Genomic DNA, 25358 nt, shown 5'->3' with positions numbered 1-25358 from the left:
CAAAAATAACAGCGAAAAAAAATAGCCTCCAGCCCATTACTTTAACATTTTTTTATAAATTAGTCGAATCGAATATCAATCAGCGATGAGACAGCATTTTACTGTCAACCCGAAATGAGATTGGTACATTGGCCAGCCATTCGGCAAACGGCCAGTAAAGATTCCCCTAAATCTGTTACCCTGATCGTATCGCTCAAAGCGCCCGGGCAGTCCTGCGACTTTCCGGATGCCATACATTCCTAATCAAACACTAACTATTATCCTATGAACACAAAACAGTACACCAAACTCCCGAGCACCCGAGCACTGTGGCCATTGCTCCTCGTGTTCGGATTGCTTTGCACGGCCAGTATCCAGGCGCAAGATTGCACCTTGTTGCCGATGACATTACAGCAACGCATCCAAGCCTCGCCAATGATCATCGAAGGCGAAGTCCTCTCGCAGGAATCTTTCTGGAGCCAAGGACACCAAACCATTTACACGCTCAACAAAGTCAAGGTCTACAAGATTTTCAAGGGCACCGCCACTTCCGACATCATCGATGTGATTACCGAAGGCGGAACCGTCGGCATGAGCCGCATCGTCCATTCGGCCACGCTTTCACTAGCCGTGGGCGACATGGGCATACTGATGTGCATCCCGAACCCGTTCACCGATTCAGGCGTATCGGGCTACACGCCTTACGGCAGTTTGGCGGGTTTCTTCAAGTACGAGCAGGACGGCAGCGCTCATGATCCGTACCGCAATTACAATACAATCGAAGCCGACCTGTACCAGGACATCAAGAACATCACCAACAAAAAATACACGATCCTCAATGCCAATCCGAAACTGACGGCCGTTTTGAACAAAAATGCCAGCGGAAATGGCAATGGCTTCAACAAAAATAGCACTGTGGGCGGCAACCAGGTCGAAGCCACCCCATCGATCACCAGTTTTACACCGACCTCGATTGCGGCCGGGACAGGCAGTACGATTACGATCACCGGAAATAATTTCGGTGCCACACGCGGCAGCGGAGCCGTAGAGTTCAAAAATGCCGATGACGGTGGTGCCTCATGGATGCGTCCCCTCAGCACCGATTATGTCTCGTGGAGCAACACGACGATTGTCGTCAAGGTTCCAAGTACGAATGCCTCTGGAAACGGCGCCGGAACGGGTCAAATCAGGGTCGTCAATTCAGATGCTTCTTCGAACACCGCGACGAGTTCACAAACCCTTACAGTAACTTATGCCTACACCAATTTAGTGTATGACAACAGTGCCCGGATGGCCACGCACATCAAGGACAATACAGCCGGCGGGTATACTTTCCTATTGGACCAATCGTCCAATTTTGCATCGACCACAGGCGCGGTGAACAAATTGCGGTTGGTCATGGACCGTTGGACCTGTGCTTCGGGCATCAACTGGCTCATCGGGGCCAACACCACGGGCAGCGTAGCCGAAGATGATGTAAACATCGTTTGCTATGCCTCGAATTTACCGGCCAGCGTCTTGGCGCGATGTACGAGTTATTACAGCGGTTGCGGAACCACGCCTTTCGACTGGTATGTCAAGGAAATCGATGTGGCCGTCAAAAGCAATATGCCCGCGGGCACTTCCTGGTATTACGGCACGGGCTCACCTTCGGGCACCGAATACGATTTTGAAACGGTCATGCTGCACGAAATCGGGCACGGCCACCAACTCAACCACGTCATCGATGCCACGGCCGTGATGCATTACGCCGTGGGTGCGGGTGAAACCAAGCGTACATTGAGCTCCAATGACAACACCGGGGCGAATTTCATCAAAAACCGCGACCTTTCAGTAGGCGGCATTTGCGGCCAGTCGGCAATGACCGTCTTGGCATGCGGTGCCGGAAACGGTGCGCCGATCGTTAATTTCTCGGCCAACCGAACCAATATAACCGTAGGCTGTTCGGTAACATTTACAAGCGAATCATTGCCACAGGCGACGAGCTGGAACTGGAACTTCGGTGGAGGCGCGACCAATTCCACACTGCAAAATCCAACGGTGACTTTCAATACACCGGGAACCTACACGATTTCGCTCACGGCGAACAATTCGGTCGGCCCGGGCTCGCTTACGCGTACCAATTATATCGTGGTATCCGCATTGACCTGTAGTGCCACGCAGACCAATTGGGTCGGTTCGAATGCCGATTACAATTATCCGGGTGTGAGCGGCAAATTGGTCGGTCACAATTCCGGACTCGAGACTGCTTTTGCCGATAAATTTCTCTACTGCGGAACTGCGACCAAACTCACCCAACTCAAATATTATTTCAACCTCAGCACCGGCACCGGTAACATCACGGCCAAAGTCTGGAATGCCGATGGCGCGGGCGGTTCGCCGGGAACACAATTGTTCAGTCAGGCCGTACCGATTGCGTCGCTTCCCGATTTTGCCACGCCTACCACGGTCAACATCCCATCTGGATTGTTGATTACGGGCGATTATTACATCGGTTTTGAAATCGCCTATGCCGGTTCGGATGCGGTGAGTTTGATCACCAACCTGCAAGGCGAAAGTACCGTCAGTTCGGCCTGGAGAAAATCCAGTGCAGGTACTTGGGAATCGTATCTTTCGGCTTATGGATCTTCGTTGAGTTTAAGAGTGGAAGGCGTCATCAACAATGCCCCTACGGCGACGATCACTGCAGGCGGCCCGACGACTTTCTGTTCGGGAAGCAACGTACAGCTCAGCGCCAACACCGGCAGCGGATTGACTTATATGTGGTTCCGCAACGGCTCGCCACTCGGCGTAAACACCTTCAATTATGTCGCCACCGTGGGCGGCAATTATACCGTCGAGGTGACTTACGCGGGTTGTTCGACGACTTCATCGACAACCGCGGTAACAGTCAATACCTGTGCTTCTACGAATGCCAATTTGTCGAACATCGTATTGAGTTCAGGAACATTGAATCCGGTTTTTGCGCAAGCGACAACGAGTTACACCGCTTCGGTTCCGAATGCCACGACCTCCATCACACTGACGCCAACCGTAGCCGATGCAACCGCAACGGTTAAAGTAAACAACGTAACGGTAGCCAGCGGCGCACCATCACAAAGCATCGCGCTCAATGTGGGCAGCAATGTCATCACCACCGTCGTTACCGCAGAAGACGGAACCACGACCAAAACCTATACAGTTACGGTAACCCGCGCGCAATCCTCAAATGCCAACCTGACAAATCTAGTATTGAGTTCAGGAACCTTGAACCCCGGATTTGCAGCCGCCACCACCAGTTATACCGCGACGGTAACCAATGCCACGACTTCGATTACGGTAACGCCAACGGTAGCCGATGCAACCGCTTCGGTTACGGTCAATGCCGTTGTGGTCAGCAGCGGCGCACCATCGGGTTCAATTGCCCTGGCCGTAGGCCCCAATGTAATTGCAACCGTTGTGACGGCACAAGATGGCACGCAAAAAACCTATACCATTACAGTGACCCGCGCGGCTTCATCGAATGCCAATCTTTCGAATTTGACCGTCAGTAGCGGCACCTTGAATCCGGTATTTGCAGCCGGAACTAACGGTTACTCGGTCGTTTTGGGCAGTGGCATCCCATCGATTACTGTGACCCCAACCACCGCCGATGCCAATGCGACGCTTACCGTAAACGGAGCTTCGGTGACCAGCGGCAATCCGAGCGGGGCCATTACCCTCAATCCGGGCAACAATACCATTACAATTGTGGTAACGGCGCAAAATGGAACAACAAACACCTATACGATAACTGTAACCAAACGCCCTTCTGCAGTGATTTCGGGTTCGCAGAGCATTTGCTCGGGCGCAACCTCGGGACCAATCAGCATTGCCTTGACGGGCCAGCAACCTTGGAACCTGACCTATACCGACGGCACTACGCCGGTAACCGTAAACGGCATTACAACCACTCCGTACACTTTTACGGTAAGTCCTCCGTCGACCAGAACGTATACCGTTACCGCATTGAGCGATGCCAATACTTCGGCAGTGGCGGGAGATTTGTCCGGTAGTGCGACCATTACGATACTCACCTCGGTGACCTATTATGCCGATGCAGACGGTGACGGATTCGGAAATGCGGCCATTTCGCAACAAAGCTGTACCGGCGCACCGATCATTTCAGGAAATCTGGCGGTGACCAACAATACCGATTGCGACGATACCAATTCAAATATCTACCGAACCGCCATTTTCTTTATTGATACGGACGGTGATGGCTACGACAACGGTACGGCATTGAAATGCTACGGTGTGGCTATTCCGTTGGGCTATTCCAATGCCACCGGTGGCAGCGATTGCAATGACAATGACGAGACCATGCATGCGCAGTTCTCGTTCTACCCCGATAACGACGGGGATGGTTACGGAAGCGGCGCACTGATGAGTACTTGTGCGGTAAATGCGACAACACCTCCTCTGGGCTATTCGCTCAACGATACCGATTGTGACGACAACAACAACGAAGCTTACCAAACCGCATTCTTGTTTTTGGACAACGATGCTGACGGTTACCACGGATCAAGCGGTGTTATTTGTTATGGCAACAATTATCCACCGGGATATTCAGATACCACTTTAGGCCAGGATTGCGATGACTTCAATGGTAGTATTTTCACAATGGTTACTTTGTATATTGACAATGATGGGGACGGTTACGATGTCGGAAGTCTTTTGACTTGTTCCGATACTTCTTTGCCTCCAGGCTACTCATTTACCACCAACGGTCCGGACTGCGACGACAACAATCCGCTCGGCCATACGCTGTACACTTTCTACATCGACAACGACCGCGACGGTTACGGCAGCGAATTGACTGGTTCGGCTTGTACAACCAATGCAGCCACCCCTCCTGCCGGTTATTCGCTCAACAATACCGACTGCGACGACAACAATGGCAACGCTTTTCAAATCGGCTTCCTGTTTTTGGATGCGGACGGCGACGGCTACCATTCGACGACGGGATTTGTGTGTTATGGCGCGACTTTCCCTCCGGGTTATTCCGATAGCACGCTGGGCGAAGACTGCGATGATTCCGACAGCAATGTCTACATCGGTTTCACGGCTTTCATCGATGCCGATGGTGATGGATACGATGCCGGAAGCACGTTCATTTGTTCCGATTCGACATTGCCTCCGGGTTATTCGCTTACGACCAACGGAAGTGATTGCGACGACACCAATGCCGCCGTCCACGAACAGTTTGCATTCTATGCCGACAACGACGGCGATGGTTTCGGAAGCGGAAGCCTTGTGAATGTGTGTGCAGCCAATGCGGCCACGCCTCCGACCGGATATTCACTCGACAATTCCGATTGTGACGACAACAATGCTAGCATGCACATGCAGTTCTTGTTCTACAGGGATTTTGACGGCGATGGTGTAGGTTCGGGCATTCTGACCAATGTTTGTGCGGTCAATTCGTTTACGCCTCCGACAGGCTACGCCAACGAAGGCGGTGATTGCGACGACGATAACAGCAACGTTTACCAAAGCAACTTCGTCTACATAGATGCCGACAATGACGGGTACGACAACGGAAACCTCATCCTTTGCTATGGTGCCACTTTGCCGACTGGCTATTCTTTTACTTCGCTCGGAACCGATTGCGACGACAATAACAATCTGACTCACCAGATGTATGCGTTCTACGTGGATGCTGACGGGGACGGTTATGGCGCAGGCAACTTCGTCATGGTCTGCGCGCAAAACATCCCAACTCCGCCGACCGGTTATGCCTTAAACAACGCCGATTGCAACGACAACGACAACACCGTTTACCAATATGCAGAATTGTATGTTGATGCCGATAACGACGGCTATACCTCGGGTGTGGTGCAGATGATTTGCTATGGCGCTGCGATTCCTTCGGGTTATGTGGTGGCACCGACGGCCATCGATTGCGACGACAACAATACGGCCGTTTACCAATCGGCTACCTTATACATCGATTTTGACGGGGACGGTTACGATGCAGGATCGGCATCGATTTGCTACGGCGCAACGGTTCCTGTGGGCTACAGCGTCTCGACATTGGGCAGCGATTGCGACGACACCAACCATCTGACCCATCAGACCTATGCATTCTATGTGGATGCCGATGGCGACGGTTATGGTGCAGGCGACTTCGTGATGGTTTGTGCGCAAAACATCCCTACGCCGCCAACCGGTTATGCACTCAACAATGCCGACTGCAACGACAACGACAATACCGTGTACCAATATGCCGTACTGTATATCGATGCCGATGGCGACGGTTATACCAACGGTTCTACCCAATTGGTTTGCTATGGTGCCGCGATTCCTGCGGGTTATGTGGTGGCACCGACGGCCATCGATTGCAACGACAACGCGGCTTCGGTGCATCCTAATGCGGCTGAAATCCTCGGCAATGGAATCGACGACAACTGCAACGGCGCAACCGATGAAGGCGGAACTGGTGTGACCACTACCCTATTGCCAGCTTCCTGCGGCGTGACCTTGTCCGCAATCGGTACCTTGATCGGGATCCAAACCGTGGGTGGTCATCCGATAACAGGATACCGTATCCGTGCGACAAACGGCGCGCAGGTCCAAATCATCGAAACCAATGTGCCGCATTTCACGATGCCGCAATTCCCGTCGTACGCTTATGCGACGACCTACACCATTGACATCCAATTGCAGCGCGCGGGTATTTGGCAAACGAGCTGGGGTGCTCCTTGTTTCGTCTCGACCCCGGCCATTTTGGAAGCCGGCGGTGCAGCCGCGATTTCACCATCGCAATGCGGCATTGTTTTGCCTAAAATCAATACGCTGATTGCCACGACCAGTATCGCGGGCGTTACCGGATACCGTTTCCGTGTGACCAACCTGACCGATACCGTAGGACCGAATGCGGTTCAGACCATCGATCGTACGCAAAACTGGTTCAGCCTGCAAATGCTGACGCGCTATAATTATGGCACGACCTACCGCATTGAAGTCGCCGTCAAAACAACGGGTACTTTCGGCGGTTACGGTACGCCTTGCCAAGTCACCTCACCTGCGGTGCCTTCGTTGACCAACTGTGGCGCAACCATCGTTTCGGGAACCACAACGATTGCCGCAACGAGCTTGTCGGGGGCGACCCAATACCGTTTCCAGATCACGCGTGATTCCGACGGCGCCTCGACAACCATCGACCGAAATACGAATTATTTCATCTTCAATTCGGTTCCGGCTTCTTTGTTCACGCCTGGTGCACTATACAACGTCAGGGTTGCGGTCATGACCACTGCGACCTGGTCTCCGTATGGTGATGTCTGCCAGATTACCGCTCCGGGTGGCGTTGCTCCGGCCGTCACTTCTGGGGTCAACCAATCGGCGGAAAATGTGTTTCGCATTGTGGCCCATCCGGCGCCATTTACAGCCGATTTCGGGCTCGAGCTCACTAGTTCGAGCAGGGAGCGTGTCGACCTCAAAGTCTATGACATGCTCGGCAAACTGATCGAATCGCGCGAAATACCATTTGAAGATTTGAGTCTGGCGAAAATCGGGGCGACTTATCCTTCGGGCGTTTACAATGTGATTGTAAGCCAGGACGGAACCGTCAGGTCGCTGCGCGTGGTGAAGCGATAATTTTAACATCACAACTGTAAAAAGCCCCTTCGGAAGCGGAGGGGCTTTTATTTTGGCCATGCGCCAATGAAAATCCATTTATTGAATTTACCACAGGTTCGTGTTAGGGATTCCTTCGGCAATTGCTTCGCTCGTGTAGAGCAAGGCGCCGCATCCCGATGCTTCGGGACGGAGAGCCCGGGCCTCTGGCAACGCCCAAAATCAAGCGCCCACCTTCCCTGTTTTGACGGTACCGGCGCGTTTATAATTGGCCAGGATGACCCCAGTTTTGGTAACGGTACTGTCGGTTAAGGTGAAGGTTGCCGGATGTGCGTCGGTATCGAACAATTTCTTGCCTTTTCCGAGCAACACCGGATAGATCTTGAGCCGCAATTCATCGACCAGGTCATGCGCCAACAGCAAATGGACGAGTTCGCTGCTGCCCCAGACGTGGAGGTCTTTCCCTAAAGATTTTTTAAGTCTTTTGAGGTCTTCGAGGTCTTCGATAAAGACGGAATTCTGCCAATCGGATTTGTTTCTGGTTGTGGACAGCACATATTTTTGCCCCTGGTTGATGGCAGGCCAAAAATCGTTGTGTTTGGGCCAGTATTTTTCCCATATCTCAAAAGTCTTTCTGCCCAAAAGGTAAGCCGCCGGTTGCAGCTCTCTTTGTACGGCCTGGCGGTAAATATCGTCTGTGAAGGGTACGGTCCAACCGCCGAATCGGAAACCTCCCGATGCATCTTCGTCACGTCCTCCGGGTGCTTGTAGGACGCCGTCTAAGGAAACCATCGACAAAACAATAATTTTTCTCATGCGATCGTTTATTGGTGATCTGGCAAATTTCGCAATCCGACTCCGTTTCCTGGCGGGCTGATTGTGACAATCAACAGGGGCGAATGCGAAAAGAGAATCACAAAAAAATCACAAAAGTTTTTACCAATCGAAATACATCGATACATTTGCATACATAATTTTGAAAATGGACCCAAAAGCATTCGAGAAAATATCCAAAGCATTAGGCGACCCGTATCGACTCAAAATCATCGAGAAGATACAGAAAGGGGATGATTTCGTACCGTGCACTTCGATATTGGATATGTGTGGAAGTCTATCGCAATCGACGGTCTCGCACCACATCAAGCAATTGGTCGACGCGGATTTGCTAATTGCAGTCAAAGAAGGCAGAAACGCCAAATACGTGATCAACAAAGATGTTTTTGCCGAATACGTTCGTTTTTTGAGCCGTTTCCAGAATTAAAAAATTTTACATTAATATATCGATAATTATAAATATATCGATTTTAATCATCATCACAGCCATGAAACAAATTTTTAAAACCGTTGCCATGCTTCTCGGATGTACCGGATGTATCGCCGCCCAAACCACCAAAACGTCGCTGACGGACAACAACACCGACGCGACTTCGGAAACCAATGAAACCGAAACGACTGTCGAAGCCAACAATCCTTCGCGTGCGTTGGCTTTTCTTCAGGACATCGACAAGATTTACTTCCTATAAAATTTCGGGTAAAAAAATAACGGGGCATTACGCCCCGTTATCTACCCAAATTTAATAGTAACTCTAACTTAATATTCCTTTCAGGGTATTTTGGTTGCCGCGATCGGGCTGAATTTAATCGCCGCCCCGCCTCCGGCTGCTAGATTCAGTTTCAAGACAGAATTACTGTCTACTGTCTTGCTCGAAATCGTTACGGGATACGGGTTGGTTTTGTAATCGGCGCCCGGACCGTCGCTGTAGATTTCTGCCTTATACGATTTACCGGCTTCGAGGAATGAAAGCGAAACCTCCATCTGTCTTGCATTCTTATCGGTGATCGAACCGAGGTACCAGTTCTCTCCTTTCCAATCTTTACGCACAATGGTGGTGTATTCGCCAATCTTCGAATCGAGCACTTGGGTCTCTGCCCAGATGCACGGCACGTCTTTTACGAACTCGAATTCGGGTTTGCCTTCATAGTTTTCAGGCAGATCGGAAGCCATCTGTAATGGGCTGAACAACACGACATACAGAGCCAATTGGTTGGCCAGTGTCGATTGCACCTTGGCTTTGTTCGTCGTCACATAATCGAAATTGAAATTGCCCGGGGTATAATCCATCGGTCCAGACAACATGCGGGTAAATGGCAAAGTGACCGTATGTTCGGGTACATTGCCGCCATCGGCCGACCAGGCGTTGTATTCCTGACCGCGACCGCCTTCCTGCGTCATCAGGTTGGGCCAGGTGCGCTGCAATCCGGTGCCTTTGACTGGCTCGTGGTTGTCGATCATGATGTGGTATTTGGCCGCCGTTTCGACCACTTTGCGGTAATGGCGTACGCCGTATTGGCTGTCGTGCCACTCTTTTTTGTCGAGAAATTTGTTGACATAGCCCGTCTTGACGGTGTTCACCCCGAGTTTGTTGTACAACTGGAAAGCTGCATCCAATTGCGTTTCGTAATGTTTGGCCGCACCTGCCGTTTCGTGGTGGCCGATGAGCCGCACATTCTTCATCGCGGCATATTTGGTGATGTCGTCGATGTCGAAATCGGGATAGGCTTTGGTGAAACTGAAGGCCGAACCGTCCTTGGTCCAGTCGCCGTCCCAGCCGATGTTCCAGCCTTCCACAAGTACGCCATCGAGTTTGTGCGTCGCGGCAAAATCGATGTAGCGTTTGGTGTTTTCGGTCGTAGCACCGTGGATCGGACCTTGTCCCCAAGTGTATTTGTCGAGGTGCATGCCCCACCAGATGCCGATGTATTTGGACGGCTGGATCCATGAAACATCCTTGATCTTGCTCGGTTCATTCAAATTGAGCATCAAGGTCGATGTCACTAAATCACCTGGTTTTTCACCCACGATGACCGTGCGCCAAGGCGTTTCAAACGGTGTTTCGGCATATACTTTCACGCCATCGGCCCAAGGCACGAGCTCGCTTTTGTATTGATTTGCTAATGATTTATGAAGCGTCATCGAGGCAAAATCGGTCAGGTTGGCTTCGTGGATCGCGACAAACAGGTTGTTCTTGGTTTCAAAAGTTGCCGGCGTATTGATCGTATCGGTCTGGCTCATCGGTGTCTTGCGGTAGTAACTTTCGTAATAACTGTTCTCGCGGTGCACCGGAATCCACCAAACGTCATTGTCGTGCGGAAAGGTAAATTGCGTCACTTCGTTGGCGATTTTGACCTTGCCGAGGTTGGGCTGTTTGGGAAACGAATAACGGAAACCGAGCCCGTCGTCAAATACCCGGAAGACCAGGTCAACCAACCTTTGTTGTCCCTCCGACTCTTTCAGATGGACCACGAGCTGGTTGTGGTGGTCGCGCACTTTCTTGAATTCGCCCCAAGGTTGCTCCCAAACCTGATCTACGGTATTTTTTTCGGTGCCGAGGACTTGGAAACCCTCGGTCATTTTTTGGATGTCGTGGAATTCGAAACCCAACAACGAGGGTTCGATCACCGATTTTCCGTTAGACGTAAATCGGTATTGCGGCTGTCCTTTTTGGGTCAGCTCGAAAACCAGTTCGTTGTTTTTTCCGGGCGATTGCACGGCGTATTTGTTGCTGCCGCAGGACCAAATCATCGCACAGGCGAGGACAATCAGACTACAGCTATATGGTATTTTTTTCATTCTTTTTGGTGTAACTTTATTGGATTTCATTGAGGGTTTGTACGGCTTTATCGGTTTGCATCGAAACAAAATATCCGAAAGCCTTATCGAGTTTGGCCTGGATTACCGGATTGGCTTTGTGCTGTTTCCTGAGGTTGAACAACCGGCTGATTTCGCTGAATACATTACCGCCCTGTACCCCGGCAAACGCCTTGATCTTGTTGACATAAGTGTATTGGAATTCGACGGTCGGCTCGATCATCGTGCCTTCGCCAAAGTCATTCCAGGTCACCAATTGCAAATAATCGACTCCCGAACTTTGTGCCAAGGCCAAGGTTTCATCGAGCGTTGCGCCGTTGTTGTGGTCGATCGTCCAACCGATGACATTGCCCGCGCCGCCTTCTTCATAAAAATCGTGGAAACCCGGATAGGCGCTTCCGAAGGCCAATTGCAGGTTGGGCATGTTGTTCGTATAAAAATTCGACAGGTGTGTGTTGTTTTGGTACACCCACGCATATTCGCCCATCGCATTGCTGCCCGCCTCTGCCGATTCATTCCACAACGTCAGGAAGGCCGGCTTCGGATTGATGTTGGCAAACACATTGGTCCACTGGTCGGGCGTAGTGAGCGTAATCGGGCCGAAATTGAGCAGCAACGGCTTGCCGCCAATCTTGATGTAATTGGCATCGCCGAAATAATTCGCCTGCATGTAATTCAAATCGGTTTTGGCCGCCCCGGTGACCGTTGGTGCGAGCCCGGCATTGACGATGTTGGGCAGGAAACGGTCTTCGTAAACGATCGCATAATCAAGACCGACTTTGTCGAGCATCGCGATGAGCTGTTCCGAATTTTCCTTGTTGATGCGGTAATCGTTCAGGTTATAGGTGCCGTACCAATCGATCAGCACGCCATCCACCCCAGCATATTTCATCATCAGCAAATGGTTTTCGATGACTTCCTTATCGCCCGAATGATACGGTCCGATGAGCGGATAATAATGTGAGGCAATGTCGCGCTGTCCATCGCTGCCGATGTTATTCGGGTTGCGGTTGGCCATCGTCCAGTGGTAACCCCATTGCCCATTGGCACTGCTTTCGTTGGTCTCGAACCACGGCATGTAGTGCATGTAGATTTTGGTGTCGTTCGTTTTTGAAACCGGAACCGGTTCGAAAGTTTCGGTAGCCGGGACGGTTGGCACGACCGGATTCGACGAATCGTCGCCCCCACAGCCCAAAGCCATCGAAACACCCATACCGAGTGACCAAAGCAGGAAATTGATTTTCATAGCTGATGCGTAAAAAAATGCCAGCCCTCAAAGACTAATTCAAACTTTGAAGACTGGCATCGTGATTAATAGCCTGGGTTTTGTACCAGGTTTTGGTTGGTTGCTAAAATAGAAGTCGGGATTGGGAAAATCGCACGCGTCGGTGGCGTCACGCCTTTTTCCCACCACGGCTGGAAGAACGTCCCGAAACGGATGTTGTCGGTTCTTCTTCTACCCTCGAACGTGAATTCGCGCAGCAATTCCTTGTCGATGAACGCCAGGTCGATCGTGGCCGGCATTTCGGTTCCCGCACGCGAGGTGATTTGCTGGATGAATGGCGCGGCCAAATCAGGCTGCCCCAGACGCACATAACATTCGGCCTGCATCATCAGGATTTCGGCATAACGGATCAGGACGAAATCGTGGTCGCGTTCCCATTGTTCGCCTGCTTTCTGTTCGTATTTGCCCAGACGTACACCTTCGTTTTGTTTGGCATCGGTAAAATTGACGATGTCTTCGGTGTAATCGAGCGGTTCGCCGCTGTCCATGATGATGACCGATCCGGTCGCACGGTTGATTTGCGGTCCGGCGATCATGCATTTCTTGCGTTTGTCCGTGTCAACAAAAGACGAATATACGCCCGGCTGCGCGCACATACCGTTGGCACTCCACGGGTAATCGCCCGTAGCCGAAACCGTCAATTTGTGCAGGTAATGGCAGCTCATCGAGTTCATGTAGTTGCCCACCGTTCCTGCTTTGGAATCGTAAGGAATCGAGAAGATGATCTCGTTACAGGTTTGGTTTTCGGTCGCGAAATTGGCAAAGAAATCAGCGGCCAACGAATGTCCAGTGATGTTCTGGCACATGTCGATGCATTCCTGCCAACGTGGTGTACCGATGAACGCCTCGGAGTTGAGATACAAACGGGCCAACATCGCATAAGCGACATTCTTGGTGAACTTCGAATACACGATTTCCGAACGCAGGTACGGCAAGGATTCGAGCAATTCGGTTTCTACGAACTCGTACACCTGGGCGCGTGAAGAATTGGCTGGCAACCCTTGGTCTTCGAAGTTCGTCACGATCGGCACATTGCCGAACATGTCGAGCAACATATAATAATAGTACGCACGAACCGAACGCAATTCGGCCAAAATGGGCGTCTTGGCCTGTTCGGTAAGCCCCGATTTGTTGACCTGGTAAATGATCGCATTGACTTTGGCGATGCCGGTGTAGCAGTAGCGCCAAGAAGACAAGATCATTCCGTTGTCGGCGCCCCATTGGTGGCGTTGGGTTTGTTGGTAACGTCCGCCGTCGAACCAGTCGGTGCCGCGGGTTGGGATCGTTGCCTCATCCGAAGCCACTTCGTTGAGGAAAAACACATATTCGCAGGTCGGGAACGAATTCGAAATCGCATCGCTGAATCCGCGGAGCGAAGAATAGGCACCACCCACCAAGGCTTCGATTTCATTTGGTGTCGTTCCAAAATTGTCATCGGCTACCCTGTCGTACAAGTCCTCATCGAGGTTTGTACACGAAAAAGTAAAAAGTGCGCTGAGCAATACAGCAGTTATTTTGACTTTCATTTTCTTTATTTTATAGTGATTAATTTTTTAGTTTCCGATGGTCAAATTGAGTCCAAGCGAGAAGGTTCTCGGGCGCGGATAATTGTTGAATCGGTCGATGCCCGGACTGGCCAATCCTGTCAATTCGATTTCAGGATCGACACCGCTGTAATCGGTAAACACAGCCAGGTTCTGGCCCAAGGCGTAGATGCGCAAAGACGATTTGTTTTCCTTGAACGGAATCGTGTAACCCACGCTCACGGTTTGCAAACGGAAGAACGAAGCGTCCTCGATCCAATAGCTCGAATATTTCGGTGCGGCTTTCACGTCGTTGTAGATGTAATCGTCCGGAATGTTGTAGGCCGGCATACGGTTCGAATCGCTGAGCATCATGTTAGTCGCGTTCAAAACGTCCTGGCCAAAAATCCCGTAACCGGTGATGCCGAGGTCGAAATTCTTGTACGTAAAATTCATGCCCACACCCATCGTGAAATCAGGCTGTACATCGCCGATGGCTTTGTCTTCGCTGCTCAGGATGTAATCGCCGTTTTCATCAAGACCGACATATTCCTTGCCCCAGAACGTTCCCACGGCATAACCTTCGGCGATGATTTGGGAGAATTGGTTTGACATGCCCGAAAGACCGTGCAACGAGCCGCTATAGATGACGTCGGCTTTGTAGGTCTCGTTCGACAGTTTTTCGATTTTCTGCTTGTTTTTGGCGAAGTTGAAGTTGGTGCTCCAACTGAAATTGTCGTTTTTGATGATGTCGGCGTTGAGGGAAATCTCGATTCCCTTGTTCGACAAATCGCCCACGTTGGCCAGCATGGTTCCCACGAGGTATGGCGGTTGCGGCACTTGGTACGTGTACAGCAAATCGGTGGTTTTCTTGTTGTACCATTCGAAAGTACCATAGATTTTGTTGAACAAGGTGAAATCGACACCGATGTTGGTTTGCTTGGTCGATTCCCATTTCAAATCCGGGTTCGGGTTTTGGATCGGTGAATAAGCCAAACTCCAACTGTCGGTCACCGGATCATAGTAGCTGTCCTGCCCCACGCCGAGGATCGACAATGATTTGTATTCGCCGATGCCGTCCTGGTTACCCGTAACCCCGTAACCAACACGGAATTTGAGGTTGTTGAGCCAGTTTTCGGTCGACTTCATGAATTCTTCCTTAGAGATGTTCCACGCCACCGAAGCCGATGGGAATGTTCCCCATTTGTTGTTGTCCCCGAAGCGGCTCGATCCGTCGCGACGGATGGTTCCTGTGAACAAATACTTGCCGTCATACGAATAATTCACCCTTCCGAAAACCGAAACGAGGTTCGACTTTCCTTTGTACGAATACACATCACCGAGGCGGTAATTGTAACCCGCGCCGAGGTTGTTGTAGCTGAAAAAGTCGGTTTCAAAGCCTGAACGCTGTGCGCCGAATCCGTCGTACACATTTTCGAGAAAAGAATATCCGGCCATGGCTGCAATGCTGTGTTTGCCCAAGGTTTTGTTGTAATTCAAATAAACTTCAGCCTGAGAGGTCGTATATTCTGAATAGGTTTTCTGGCCATAACCGTCTTCGGTCCTGCCTTCCATCACCGCATAAGACGGTTTGTAGATTGCGCCTTGCATGGCGTTGTGCTCGAGCGACAAATTGACCACGGCAGAGAAATCGTTCCAGAATTTGGCTTCGGTCTTGAAGGTTCCGAGCAAACGGTGACGCTCGTTATCGGCATCGCGGTTGGCGAGGATTTCGACCGGATTCTCGTTCAAGGTTCCGCCTACGGAAGTATATTGCCCGAATTGGTCCTTGACCGGAATCGTCGGATTGAGGTTGAACGCGCGCTCAAAAATGCGGTAATCGAGCGGATGCCATTTGTCGATGTTGGCAAAAATTCCTACGTCGAATTTAAGTGCTTTTTCCATTGCGTATTGGTAACCGCTCAGGTTTCCGCTCAAACGCTCCAATTTGGTCGTTTTGATGATCCCTTCGTTTTGCAGGTACGAAATCGACGCACGCAGTCCGCTCATTTCGGCACCCGAGGTCAACCCCAAGGTGTGCGATTGCGTAAACGCCTGTTGTTGCAATTCTTTTTGCCAATCGGTGCTGCCGCCGTAATCGATGGCATCGGTCATGTTGTTTTCGCGGACGTAAGCGCGCCACTGGTCGGCCGAAAGCATGTCGAGGTTGTTCGAAGCTTCGCTGATGCTGGTGTAGGCATTGTAGGTCACCGATGATTTTTTGGTTCCTGCCTTGGTCGTGATGATGATGACCCCATTGGCACCACGCGAACCGTAGATCGCCGTTGCCGAGGCATCTTTGAGGATGTCGATCGATTTGATATCGGATGGCTGGATGATGTTGATGTCGACTCCGGCCACACCGTCCACTACGACAAGCGGACTGTTGCTGGCCGTAAGCGAAGTTCCACCACGCAAACGCATGCTCGAACCGCTGCTTGGATCCCCGGTGCTTTGGATGATCGTCAAACCGGCGACTTTTCCTTGCAAGGCTTGCTCGGTGGAAGTGATGACTCCTTTGACCAAATTATCGCCCTTGATGGTCGTAATGGCTCCGGTCAAATCAGATTTTCTGACACTTCCATATCCCACCGAAACCAATTCCACGGCATCCAGCATGACGGTATCTTCCGCCAATCGGATGTTGATCACCGAAGTGGCGGCATCTACCGCTACATTTTGTGTTTTGTAACCGATATAGGAAATCTGTACGGTATGGCCGGCAGTTACTTCAAGTGTAAATTTTCCGTCCCCGTCGGTGGTCGTCGCGCTTTTGGTTTCGGTATCCATGACAGTTACCCCTGGCATAGCGAGTCCCGCATTGTCGGTAATCGTTCCCGTGACCAGTTTTCCCTGCGCAAATGCCCCAACGGAGAACAGCGTCATGAAGAACAGGAATACGAGCGATTGATGGCCCCGGATCGCATCGAGGGCCGATTGTATATTTTTGCTATTCATCAGAATGTGTGTTTTAATGATGTTGAATGATTAATCTACCGTTTTCAATGGTATGGTCGTATCCGAAATGGTGCGGTTGGTGTTGTCCTTGACCAGCACATGGATTTCGGTCGCATTGACATTTTTGAGTGGGGTCACCAAGTCTACAAAGCCTTTGATTTCGCTCACCCCTCCTGTAAACTCCCCGTTCAGAACCGTAGTCCCGGCGGTAATGGTGTAGATCAATTTGATGATGCCCGGTTCATTGTTGGTACGGATAATGCCCAGGAAGTCTTTCTTGCTGAGTTGCATCGGGAAATAGCTGAACACGGGTGGCGGTGGCGGTACATATTCGGCGGCGTTGATGACCTGATCAGGAATCGTTCCGGCCCAATTGTCCTTGACCATCAGGAATACGAGGTTCTGCATGATGTAACCATCGGGTGCGTTGTAGTATTCTTTAGGAACCAAATCCATTTTGTAGAAACCGCCGCCCATGTTCTTGAGTTGGGTTTTGGTCACGATTTCAGGAATCCACGCCTGGTATTCCACTTTCAAATCCCAATTGTTGAGTCCGCTGTGGAAGTGCACCGTGGTGGCATCTGCAAAGCCCGGAGCAAGGTTGGCGTTGAATAAAATACTAATGCCTGCATCCAAACTCGGTGCGGTCGGATAAGAACGGATGAGCTCATTGGCCGTGTAAAACGAATCGAAATTGGTGTAAGCGATGTTGGTCACATCCGATTGCTTCGTTCCTGTCTTGCTTTTGAGTCTGCACCAAAAACCGGCACTGGCCGCGATGGCTTCGGGCGTCATCGAGAAATAAGTTGTTGGCGTGAGTGTGAATTTCCATGTCATGCCGCTCACGTAAGTCAATTTGGCGAATTCGGAAGAATTCTCCCAGTTGCCAGCGTCTGGCTCAGAAGGCGACCAAATCCAGAGGTAAATGTCTTCTCCGGGCGTATAGGTCGTAGTGGTCAAATCGAAATACCAGGTCACTTCCTCGTCATATTTATAGACTACGGGAAACGACCAGGTCTTGGCAACCGGCCCCATCTCTTGCTGTGCCGCCATCAGGTTGGGCAACAGCATCAGGACCAGTAAAAAAGTATGTATAATTTTTTTCATGTTTCTTGAGTGTTAATTGGAACCTAACTTGAAAATGTAGGATACGAATGGCACCCCGCCGGATTGACGGTTCAATTGGATTTCCATTTCGTTGTTGCTGCCCGGGACAGAAGTGATGCGCAACACGTCGGTGACTTGCGTGCGCGCTGCATCCTTGCACAGCAGGATTTTTATCGCTCCTGCATCGGCTTGCTGGAAGGCTGAGCTCAAAACCCAATACCCGCTTGGCTCGAACAAAGGCGGGACGTCGCCGATCACTTCATAGGTTGTCGGGTTGTTGTTGGCGTCAACATTGAACTTGATCTTGAAATCTTCGTAGTTGAACAGCGCACTCAGGTTTTGTTCATTGGGTTGGATGTTGCTCGCCTTGGCAACCTCATCAACCATCTTGAGGCTCATCAGGCTCCATTGCCCATCAATTTTTTCATAGATGGTAATCGGGTCTGTGTGATTGCCGTCATCGGGTTCGTTGCACCCTGCGGCGAACAAACTGATGGCAGCAAGTACATAAAAAATTCTGCGTCTCATAATTTGGTGTTTTTGTTAGTTATAATTGAATTGTTCGCAAAGAACATAACGAAGCTAAACGTTAAAAAAATCTAAAAAAAAATATTGAAGAAAAATCAAGACACTACAACGTTTGAAATTAATTTAAAGTATTGATTATCAATTTTTTAATATATTTGAAAATCAAGAAAAATCAAGTCAAAATCGAGGTCAAAAAATCTTGATTTTTAGACTGCTGATTGTGAATTTGAAAAAAATAGTAGTGATTTTTTTCGGATAATTACAATTGTACAATTGGCTTTTATCGAATTAAAAATTTTAGCCTATATTTAACCAATTTTAGAAATTTCGGACCAAAAACAGCTTCCGACTAAGGAAGTTTAACCCAACCACAAATGTTCAGAATACTCGCTTGCTTTTTGCTTTTTTCCGGTGCCAGCCTTTTTGCAAAAGACATCCATCCTGTGCTTAACGATCTCGACAAGGCACTCCAGAAAAAGGATTTGTACATGAAGCAGAAATACGCCCGGATCAAGGCGCTGACCATTAACGTGCACAAATTCACCTTGAGCAAGGACCAACGCAACCTGTATCAGTCTTATATGTCATTATTTGAGGAATACAAATCCTTCAAATACGATTCGGCCTATTATTATCTCGAGGCGGCCAAAGGAAAAGCATTCGGATTGAAAGATGTGCAATTGATTGCCAAAGCGCGCATCAAGGAAGGCTTTGTGCTGCTTTCCTCGGGTTTGTTCAAGGAAGCCATCGATACGCTCAACAGCATTGACACTTTGCGGTTGAATCCGCGCAATAAATTCGAGTATTATTCGATCAAGGCGCGTGCTTATTACGACTTGGCCGATTACAACAAGGACCAGCGCTACAACATCCATTACATCCAGAAAGGAAATTTATACCTCGAAAATGCGATCCGTCTGGTCAGTCCGAATACCAATGAATATTGGGCCACCGAAAGCCTCAAGCGGCTCAAGCAGCAGGATTGGAAAGGCGCCGAATTTGCATTCAGTTATTGGATCAACAACTTTAAATTGCCGCCGGATTATTATGGGATTGCCACTTCAAGCCTGGGCTATATTTATTCGGAGCGCGGATTCAAGGATAAAGCCATCGAGTATTTGGCGCTTGCCGCGATTGCCGATGTCAAGAATGCGACCAAGGAAACCGTTGCGCTACGGAACCTGGCCAACGAATTGTTCAAATTGGGCCATCTCGAAAAAGCCAACCAGTACATCAACTTGGCAATGGATGATGCGACGTTCTACAATGCAAGGCACCGTAAAATCGAAATCTCCTCGATCCTGCCGATCATCGAAAAGGCCCAGCTCAACAAAGTCAACGACAAGAACGACACGCTCGAAAAGATTGTCATCCTGCTCACGGTTTTGGCACTGATCATCATCGTTTTCCTCGTGATTATTTTCAAGCAACTCAAGGCCAAAAATGCGGCGCGAAAAGCGATGGCCGATTCCTACGGCCAATTGCAGCACATGAATGTGAGTTTGAGCGAGGCCAATACGATCAAGGAAGAATACATCGCGTATTTCATCAAGGCGACTTCCGACCTGATCAACAAAATGGACCACCTGCAGAAAAGCACGATCCAAAAAATCATTTCCAAAAAAACCGAGGAAGTCATGGCAAGCCTCAAAAAATATGACGTCAAAAAGGAACGCGAGAACCTGTACCACCAGTTCGATGAGATTTTCCTCAAGCTGTTCCCTACTTTCGTGACCGATTTCAACCGGCTTTTCCCGCCCGACCACCGAAGCGTCATCAAAAAAGGCGAATTGCTCAATACCGAACTGCGTATTTTTGCCCTGTACCGATTGGGCATACAGGATTCCAACCAGATTGCAGATTTCCTTGAATTGTCGGTGGCCACGATTTATACATACAAAACCCGTATCAAGAGTCGTTCGGACTGCAAAGATGTTTTTGAGGAAAAAATTATGGCCATCAAAACCATTTAATGCTTAAATTTGTTCATCTTTTCGCCACAAAGCATGAACAATATCAAAACCGTTTTCAGTATCAAGGATTTGGAAAACCTCTCCGGTATCAAGGCGCATACGATTCGGATTTGGGAAAAAAGGTACAATGTGTTGCAGCCGATGCGTACGCAGACCAACATCCGAGAATATGATGTGGCGAATCTGCAGAAGCTGCTCAACATTACTTTGCTGCACAACCACGGTTATAAAATTTCGAAGATTTCCAAATTGCCCCCAGAACGGATTCCGCAACTCGTCAAGGAAATCGTCTCGCAGAAAAATTCGAAAGTCCATGCCGTGAATGCGTTCAAGATGGCGATGATCAATTTCGACCAGACGCATTTCCTGAACACCTACAATGCCCTATTGAACAACCATTCGTTCCGCGATATTTTCTATGAAGTGTTCATTCCGCTCATGAATGAAATGGGATTGCTCTGGCAAACCGATACGATTACGCCGGCCCAGGAACATTTCATCAGCCATCTGGTCAAGCAGAAAATCATGGTCAATACCGAGAAAATCCAACTGGTCGAACCGCTTTATACCGATACGGTGTACGTGCTTTTTCTTCCGATCAATGAAATCCATGAACTCGGACTGATGTACATCAACTATGAATTGTTGTCGCGTGGCCACAAAACGATTTACCTCGGCGAAAGTGTCCCGGCCGAAAACCTCAAGGATTTGCAAAGGCATTTCGAGCACCTCGTTTTTATCACCTATACCACGGTGCAGCCCGATTACGATTACATCAACGAATACCTCGATGCGGTTGACCGGCTTGTGCTCGAGAACGATTCGGAACTTTGGATCCTGGGCAAACAAACCCAATACATCGATACTGCAAAACTGAGCAAACGGATCCGCGTGTTCCGCTCAATTCCTGAAGTATTTTCGAACGAACTTTCTTAAAAATCTTTGCTTTGCTTAAATAAAAAAGCCTCCCGTCCGATACTTCGGAAGGAAGGCTTTTCTCCTTTTATAATTGTTTACTTTTTATCGAACATCTCCTGCAACGGTTTGAGTTGTTCCAAATCGACATTGGCATTTTGGAGCGCCGATACCATTTCCATAATATTGGTCGGGTTCATGTCATCGCCCAAAATCCGGATGACGGCAAATCCGTTTTCTTTCTTGTTGGCAAACAGCACAAACTCGTCAATGTGTTCGTCATCGCCCACAAAGCTCACCGAAGCGCCTTCTTTGCCAGAACCGAATTTCATCAACTGTTGGTATTTCTCGTCCTTGAGGATTTCGGCTACCTTGGCGCGTTCGGCTTCAAATTTTGCGTCGTTCTTGTCGTCTTTTTTGAAGGCCAGAATGTTCATTTTGTCAAATGATTTCCAGGCAGCTTTTTGTTCGGCGGTCAGTTTCGCTTGGTCTAAGTTCAAGATAGAGGGTGAAACATCGAGCGCGATGAAATCCTTGTCTTCGGTATTCTCTACAAAATACTTTTGCAATGTGGGTTCTGAATGACAGCCCACCAGCAGCAACCCGAGAAAAACCGCAATGATTGAAATTCGTTTCATGGCTTAATTTATTTTGCGCCTTTCGGGCCTTTAGGTCCTTTGCTGCCTTTGGTTGCTTTTTTAAGGTCGTCTCCGCCTGGGAAGCGCATCTTGTCGGTCAGGGTCGAAATCTCGTTGAGATCGAAATCGCCGGTGAGCGACATCAGGACGGTGTCGTCGCCTTTTCCGCCTTCGATGAACATGAGCAGTTCCCTGACCTGTGAATCTTTCGCACCCGATTTGACGAGGATTTTGATGTTTCTTCCGTTTTCGGTGATGCGCATCAGTTCTTTCGAGACCGGCCGTCTTGATATACTGGTTGGCCGTAGTTTTCATCTCATTTTCGACGCGGGTGCTCTTGGTGGTAAACACCTTGAGGTTGTCGAGTTTCTTGATTAGATTGAGGTACTGCTGGGCTTCCTTGTCGGAGGCATCCATCTTGACCTTGCTCATCAGATCGAACATCTTTTTGTTGACGATGATCGAGGTGACGTCGTCCTGCCCGTCGAATTTGTCAAACGCGTTTTGGGCGAAATTGAGGATTGGCATCAACGCTAATACTGTGGTTAAAATCAGCTTCTTCATTATTTCTTTTGTTTTATTTCTTAAAATTATTTTTGATTGTTTGGATAGAAAACCTTGTCTTTTGCGGTTTCGTATTCCTGTAAATAGTGGACACTTTCCACTCCTGTGTTCACATGGCCAGACAACATCGCCAAGGCTTTTTGGGTTTCCCTGAATGCCTCTTCGGGGCTGTCATAGGTTCCCAAATCTTGGGATTGGTTGGTTTTTCCATAATTAACATAGGCAAAAGTTCCGGCACTGACCAGGACAACAACCGAAGCCGCTATCGATAACCACGCTACGTTTCTGCGTTTTTTGGATTGTAGTGGTACGATGGGTTCGAACTGTTGTTCCTTGGCAATGGAGAAGTAACCGAACAAAGGTTTGTATTGTTCCAGAGGCGGAGCAACATCTGATGAAGAAAAATAAGTCCTCAATTCATCTTCTTCTTTAACCGTGGTTTCCCCTTCAAAGTATTTTTCTAATAGTGATTCAATTTTATGCAATTCCATAACTGTGTGTTTTCATCATAAATTCCCTAATCGTTTTTCTGGCCCTGGACAACGCGACGCGGACGGCGGTTTCATTCATGTCCATAAATTTGGCGATTTCCTCGAACTCACATTGTTCGATGTCGCGCATCTGTACAATTAACCGTTGTTGCTCGGGCAGATCGTTGATTACCTTTTCTACCCAGTTCATTGTGTCTGCGTCTTCCACTTGCTTCTGAAGCGGCGCTTCGCGGTCGGTGAAATTATTGTGGACAATCCTGAGGTTTCCGGCGCGCTTGGATTTGAGTTGGTCCAGACAATAATTCTTGGTCATCGTCATCGCCAAGGCTTCCACGCTGTTGTAACTGGAAAGGCTTTCGTTCTTTGTCCACAATTTCACCAGCACTTCCTGCGTCGCGTCTTCCGCTTCTTCAGTGCTTACGAGCAATCGCTTGGCCACCCGAAAGAGCTTGTCCTTGAATGGTGAGATTAACTGCATAAACTCAGTCTGGTTCATAAGTTGATTTTTTGATTGATTTTTGATTTCTCCGCAGCGTTCCGCAAAGTCCGCTTCGTGTGATTTAAAGTCCAGACGATGCCTGTTTATTTTTGTTACAAAGCCTGTTGTATAAAACTAAAATAATTATTTTTACGTTCATCAAAATAAAAATTGCCATGAAAAGATCCCTTAAATTCCTAACCTTATTGCTTGTTTCGGCTTTTGTTTTCCAAAGTTGCGAAAAGGACGACAATGAAGTCCCCGCCGATGTCGAAGTCAATAATTTTGTTTGGAAAGGACTCAACCTGTATTATTTATGGCAGGCCAATGTACCCGATCTATCCGATTCACGTTTTGGCAACCAAAAGGATTTGAACGGGTATTTGCGCGGGTATTCGAATCCGGCTTTTTTGTTTGACCAATTGCTGTACCAACCGTCGAGCCGTTTCCCGCAGGACGAGGCCGTTGATCGTTTCAGCGTTATCTTTAGCGATTATTATGAGCTTGAAGGCATTCTTTCGGGCACGACCAAAAATAACGGTGCCGATTTTGCGCTCTACTATAAAGACGATACGCAATATGAAATCGTTGGCGTCGTCCGTTACATTTTACCCGGTTCGGACGCGGCTTCCAAAGACATCCAACGCGGCGATATTTTCTACGCCATCAACGGGCAAACGCTCAACATCGACAATTACCGCAATCTTTTATCGGCCGATTTGTATACGATGAATCTGGCCAATTACGACGATGGAGATTTTACACCCAACGGCGAATCGGTTTCGTTGACCAAAACGGTGTTATCCGAAAATCCGGTGTATTTGACCAACGTAATCAATGATGGCGGACACAAAATCGGTTACCTGATGTACAACGGTTTTTACCCGAATTACGAAGCGCAACTCAACAATGCGTTTGGCCAACTCAAGGCAGCCGGAATCACCGAGCTCGTGCTCGATTTACGGTACAATTCGGGTGGATCGATCGCTACGGCATCGCGGCTGGCGAGCATGATCACCGGGCAATTCACAGGACAGGTTTTTGCCAAGGAACAATGGAATGCCAAAATCGAAGCCTATTACCAGGAAAACGACCCGGCGACTTTGTTCAACTTATTCCCCAATACCATGGGCAACAACGCGCCCATCAACAGCCTGAATTTGAGCAAGGTTTATGTATTGACGACCAAGGCCACGGCTTCGGCAAGCGAATTGGTCATCAACGGATTGGAACCTTACATCGATGTCGTGCAAATCGGCGATGCCACTACCGGAAAAAATGTCGGCTCGATCACCCTGTACGATTCGCCTGCTTTCACCAAATCGGGGGCGAGCACCAACCACCGTTATGCGATGCAGCCATTGGTGCTTAAAATCATCAATGCGGCCGGTTTTGGCGATTACATCAATGGCCTGCCACCCGATGAATTGCTCAAGGAAGATTTGGGCAATATGGGTACGCTGGGCAATGCAGATGAACCGTTGCTCAATGCCGCCATTACCCGGATTGTCGGTGGCGGAAGAAGCATGCCACGCCATCAGGAAACCAATTTCAAAATCCTCAAAGACAACCGCCTCATCCACCCGCTCAAGAGTGAAATGTACCTCGAAAAACTGCCCGACGGTTTTTCAAACATCCGTTAAAACAAAAGGCTTTCCGAATCAACAGAAA

17 protein-coding genes and 1 pseudogene are annotated in these 25358 nt (G+C 49.2%); 6 read left to right on the top strand and 12 right to left on the bottom strand.

Annotated elements, in window-relative coordinates:
- The first annotated feature begins 264 nt into the window (after positions 1-264).
- On the top strand, positions 265-7599 hold the full coding sequence (locus QM717_RS04980; protein ID WP_415035452.1) for a cadherin-like beta sandwich domain-containing protein: 7335 nt from the start codon (positions 265-267) through the stop codon (positions 7597-7599).
- A gap of 201 nt (positions 7600-7800) precedes the next feature.
- Here QM717_RS04980 and QM717_RS04975 read toward each other — a convergent pair whose 3' ends face one another.
- Positions 7801-8394 carry a dihydrofolate reductase family protein gene (locus QM717_RS04975; protein WP_415035450.1) on the bottom strand — a complete coding sequence of 198 codons (594 nt, stop codon included), beginning with the start codon at positions 8392-8394 and terminating at the stop codon, positions 7801-7803.
- A gap of 166 nt (positions 8395-8560) precedes the next feature.
- On the opposite strand from QM717_RS04975, the gene QM717_RS04970 reads away from it, so the two are divergent.
- Together QM717_RS04970 and QM717_RS04965 are read left to right on the top strand one after the other, a co-directional pair.
- A complete protein-coding gene (locus QM717_RS04970; protein WP_415035448.1) occupies positions 8561-8839 on the top strand; it encodes an ArsR/SmtB family transcription factor in 279 nt (92 codons plus the stop codon).
- Between the two features lie 61 nt (positions 8840-8900).
- Positions 8901-9101, top strand: a complete 201-nt coding sequence (locus QM717_RS04965) for a hypothetical protein (protein WP_415035446.1) — start codon at positions 8901-8903, stop codon at positions 9099-9101.
- An 80-nt stretch (positions 9102-9181) separates the two neighbouring features.
- Here QM717_RS04965 and QM717_RS04960 read toward each other — a convergent pair whose 3' ends face one another.
- From QM717_RS04960 to QM717_RS04935, 6 genes are all read right to left on the bottom strand, one after another.
- A complete protein-coding gene (locus QM717_RS04960; protein WP_415035444.1) occupies positions 9182-11209 on the bottom strand; it encodes a glycoside hydrolase family 97 protein in 2028 nt (675 codons plus the stop codon).
- Between the two features lie 16 nt (positions 11210-11225).
- Positions 11226-12473 (bottom strand): glycoside hydrolase family 71/99-like protein, encoded by a 1248-nt coding sequence (locus QM717_RS04955; RefSeq protein WP_415035442.1) that lies wholly within the window; start codon positions 12471-12473, stop codon positions 11226-11228.
- A 65-nt stretch (positions 12474-12538) separates the two neighbouring features.
- Positions 12539-14038, bottom strand: a complete 1500-nt coding sequence (locus tag QM717_RS04950) for a RagB/SusD family nutrient uptake outer membrane protein (RefSeq protein WP_415035440.1) — start codon at positions 14036-14038, stop codon at positions 12539-12541.
- Positions 14039-14065: 27 nt separating this feature from the next.
- Positions 14066-16993, bottom strand: a complete 2928-nt coding sequence (locus tag QM717_RS04945) for a SusC/RagA family TonB-linked outer membrane protein (protein WP_415035438.1) — start codon at positions 16991-16993, stop codon at positions 14066-14068.
- A 30-nt stretch (positions 16994-17023) separates the two neighbouring features.
- A complete protein-coding gene (locus tag QM717_RS04940; protein ID WP_415035436.1) occupies positions 17024-18100 on the bottom strand; it encodes a hypothetical protein in 1077 nt (358 codons plus the stop codon).
- 12 nt (positions 18101-18112) lie between these two features.
- Positions 18113-18628: a DUF5004 domain-containing protein gene (locus QM717_RS04935; RefSeq protein WP_415035434.1), complete on the bottom strand. Its 516-nt coding sequence runs from the start codon at positions 18626-18628 to the stop codon at positions 18113-18115.
- A 374-nt stretch (positions 18629-19002) separates the two neighbouring features.
- Between QM717_RS04935 and QM717_RS04930 the strand changes: the two genes are divergently transcribed.
- Both QM717_RS04930 and QM717_RS04925 read left to right on the top strand, forming a co-directional pair.
- Positions 19003-20601 carry a DUF6377 domain-containing protein gene (locus QM717_RS04930; RefSeq protein ID WP_415035432.1) on the top strand — a complete coding sequence of 533 codons (1599 nt, stop codon included), beginning with the start codon at positions 19003-19005 and terminating at the stop codon, positions 20599-20601.
- 33 nt (positions 20602-20634) lie between these two features.
- Complete coding sequence (locus QM717_RS04925; protein ID WP_415035430.1) at positions 20635-21537, top strand: MerR family transcriptional regulator; 903 nt, start codon at positions 20635-20637, stop codon at positions 21535-21537.
- Positions 21538-21614: 77 nt separating this feature from the next.
- On the opposite strand, the gene QM717_RS04920 is transcribed toward QM717_RS04925, so the two are convergent.
- From QM717_RS04920 to QM717_RS04900, 5 genes and pseudogenes are all read right to left on the bottom strand, one after another.
- A complete protein-coding gene (locus QM717_RS04920; protein WP_415035428.1) occupies positions 21615-22154 on the bottom strand; it encodes a DUF4252 domain-containing protein in 540 nt (179 codons plus the stop codon).
- 8 nt (positions 22155-22162) lie between these two features.
- Complete coding sequence (locus QM717_RS04915) at positions 22163-22417, bottom strand: DUF4252 domain-containing protein (protein WP_415035426.1); 255 nt, start codon at positions 22415-22417, stop codon at positions 22163-22165.
- 70 nt (positions 22418-22487) lie between these two features.
- Positions 22488-22586: pseudogene (locus QM717_RS04910) on the bottom strand (DUF4252 domain-containing protein); the annotation flags it as partial.
- 158 nt (positions 22587-22744) lie between these two features.
- Complete coding sequence (locus QM717_RS04905; protein WP_415035424.1) at positions 22745-23209, bottom strand: hypothetical protein; 465 nt, start codon at positions 23207-23209, stop codon at positions 22745-22747.
- Entirely contained in the window at positions 23196-23705 is a 510-nt protein-coding gene (locus QM717_RS04900) for an RNA polymerase sigma factor (protein WP_415035422.1), read from the bottom strand. The genes QM717_RS04905 and QM717_RS04900 overlap by 14 nt, the downstream gene beginning before the upstream one ends.
- Before the next feature lie 158 nt (positions 23706-23863).
- Here QM717_RS04900 and QM717_RS04895 point away from each other — a divergent pair, with 158 nt between their 5' ends.
- Positions 23864-25330, top strand: a complete 1467-nt coding sequence (locus tag QM717_RS04895) for a S41 family peptidase (protein WP_415035420.1) — start codon at positions 23864-23866, stop codon at positions 25328-25330.
- Positions 25331-25358 lie beyond the last annotated feature (28 nt).

Source organism: Flavobacterium sp. (assembly GCF_047602195.1).
Lineage (GTDB): Bacteria > Bacteroidota > Bacteroidia > Flavobacteriales > Flavobacteriaceae > Flavobacterium.
This window is presented reverse-complemented; position numbering and strand designations above follow the sequence as displayed.

Coding starts and splice junctions, on each gene's coding strand:
- QM717_RS04980 (WP_415035452.1), top strand. CDS start 265: ATGAACACAAAACAGTACACCAAACTCCCGAGCACCCGAGCACTGTGG.
- QM717_RS04975 (WP_415035450.1), bottom strand. CDS start 8,394: ATGAGAAAAATTATTGTTTTGTCGATGGTTTCCTTAGACGGCGTCCTA.
- QM717_RS04970 (WP_415035448.1), top strand. CDS start 8,561: ATGGACCCAAAAGCATTCGAGAAAATATCCAAAGCATTAGGCGACCCG.
- QM717_RS04965 (WP_415035446.1), top strand. CDS start 8,901: ATGAAACAAATTTTTAAAACCGTTGCCATGCTTCTCGGATGTACCGGA.
- QM717_RS04960 (WP_415035444.1), bottom strand. CDS start 11,209: ATGAAAAAAATACCATATAGCTGTAGTCTGATTGTCCTCGCCTGTGCG.
- QM717_RS04955 (WP_415035442.1), bottom strand. CDS start 12,473: ATGAAAATCAATTTCCTGCTTTGGTCACTCGGTATGGGTGTTTCGATG.
- QM717_RS04950 (WP_415035440.1), bottom strand. CDS start 14,038: ATGAAAGTCAAAATAACTGCTGTATTGCTCAGCGCACTTTTTACTTTT.
- QM717_RS04945 (WP_415035438.1), bottom strand. CDS start 16,993: ATGAATAGCAAAAATATACAATCGGCCCTCGATGCGATCCGGGGCCAT.
- QM717_RS04940 (WP_415035436.1), bottom strand. CDS start 18,100: ATGAAAAAAATTATACATACTTTTTTACTGGTCCTGATGCTGTTGCCC.
- QM717_RS04935 (WP_415035434.1), bottom strand. CDS start 18,628: ATGAGACGCAGAATTTTTTATGTACTTGCTGCCATCAGTTTGTTCGCC.
- QM717_RS04930 (WP_415035432.1), top strand. CDS start 19,003: ATGTTCAGAATACTCGCTTGCTTTTTGCTTTTTTCCGGTGCCAGCCTT.
- QM717_RS04925 (WP_415035430.1), top strand. CDS start 20,635: ATGAACAATATCAAAACCGTTTTCAGTATCAAGGATTTGGAAAACCTC.
- QM717_RS04920 (WP_415035428.1), bottom strand. CDS start 22,154: ATGAAACGAATTTCAATCATTGCGGTTTTTCTCGGGTTGCTGCTGGTG.
- QM717_RS04915 (WP_415035426.1), bottom strand. CDS start 22,417: ATGCGCATCACCGAAAACGGAAGAAACATCAAAATCCTCGTCAAATCG.
- QM717_RS04905 (WP_415035424.1), bottom strand. CDS start 23,209: ATGGAATTGCATAAAATTGAATCACTATTAGAAAAATACTTTGAAGGG.
- QM717_RS04900 (WP_415035422.1), bottom strand. CDS start 23,705: ATGAACCAGACTGAGTTTATGCAGTTAATCTCACCATTCAAGGACAAG.
- QM717_RS04895 (WP_415035420.1), top strand. CDS start 23,864: ATGAAAAGATCCCTTAAATTCCTAACCTTATTGCTTGTTTCGGCTTTT.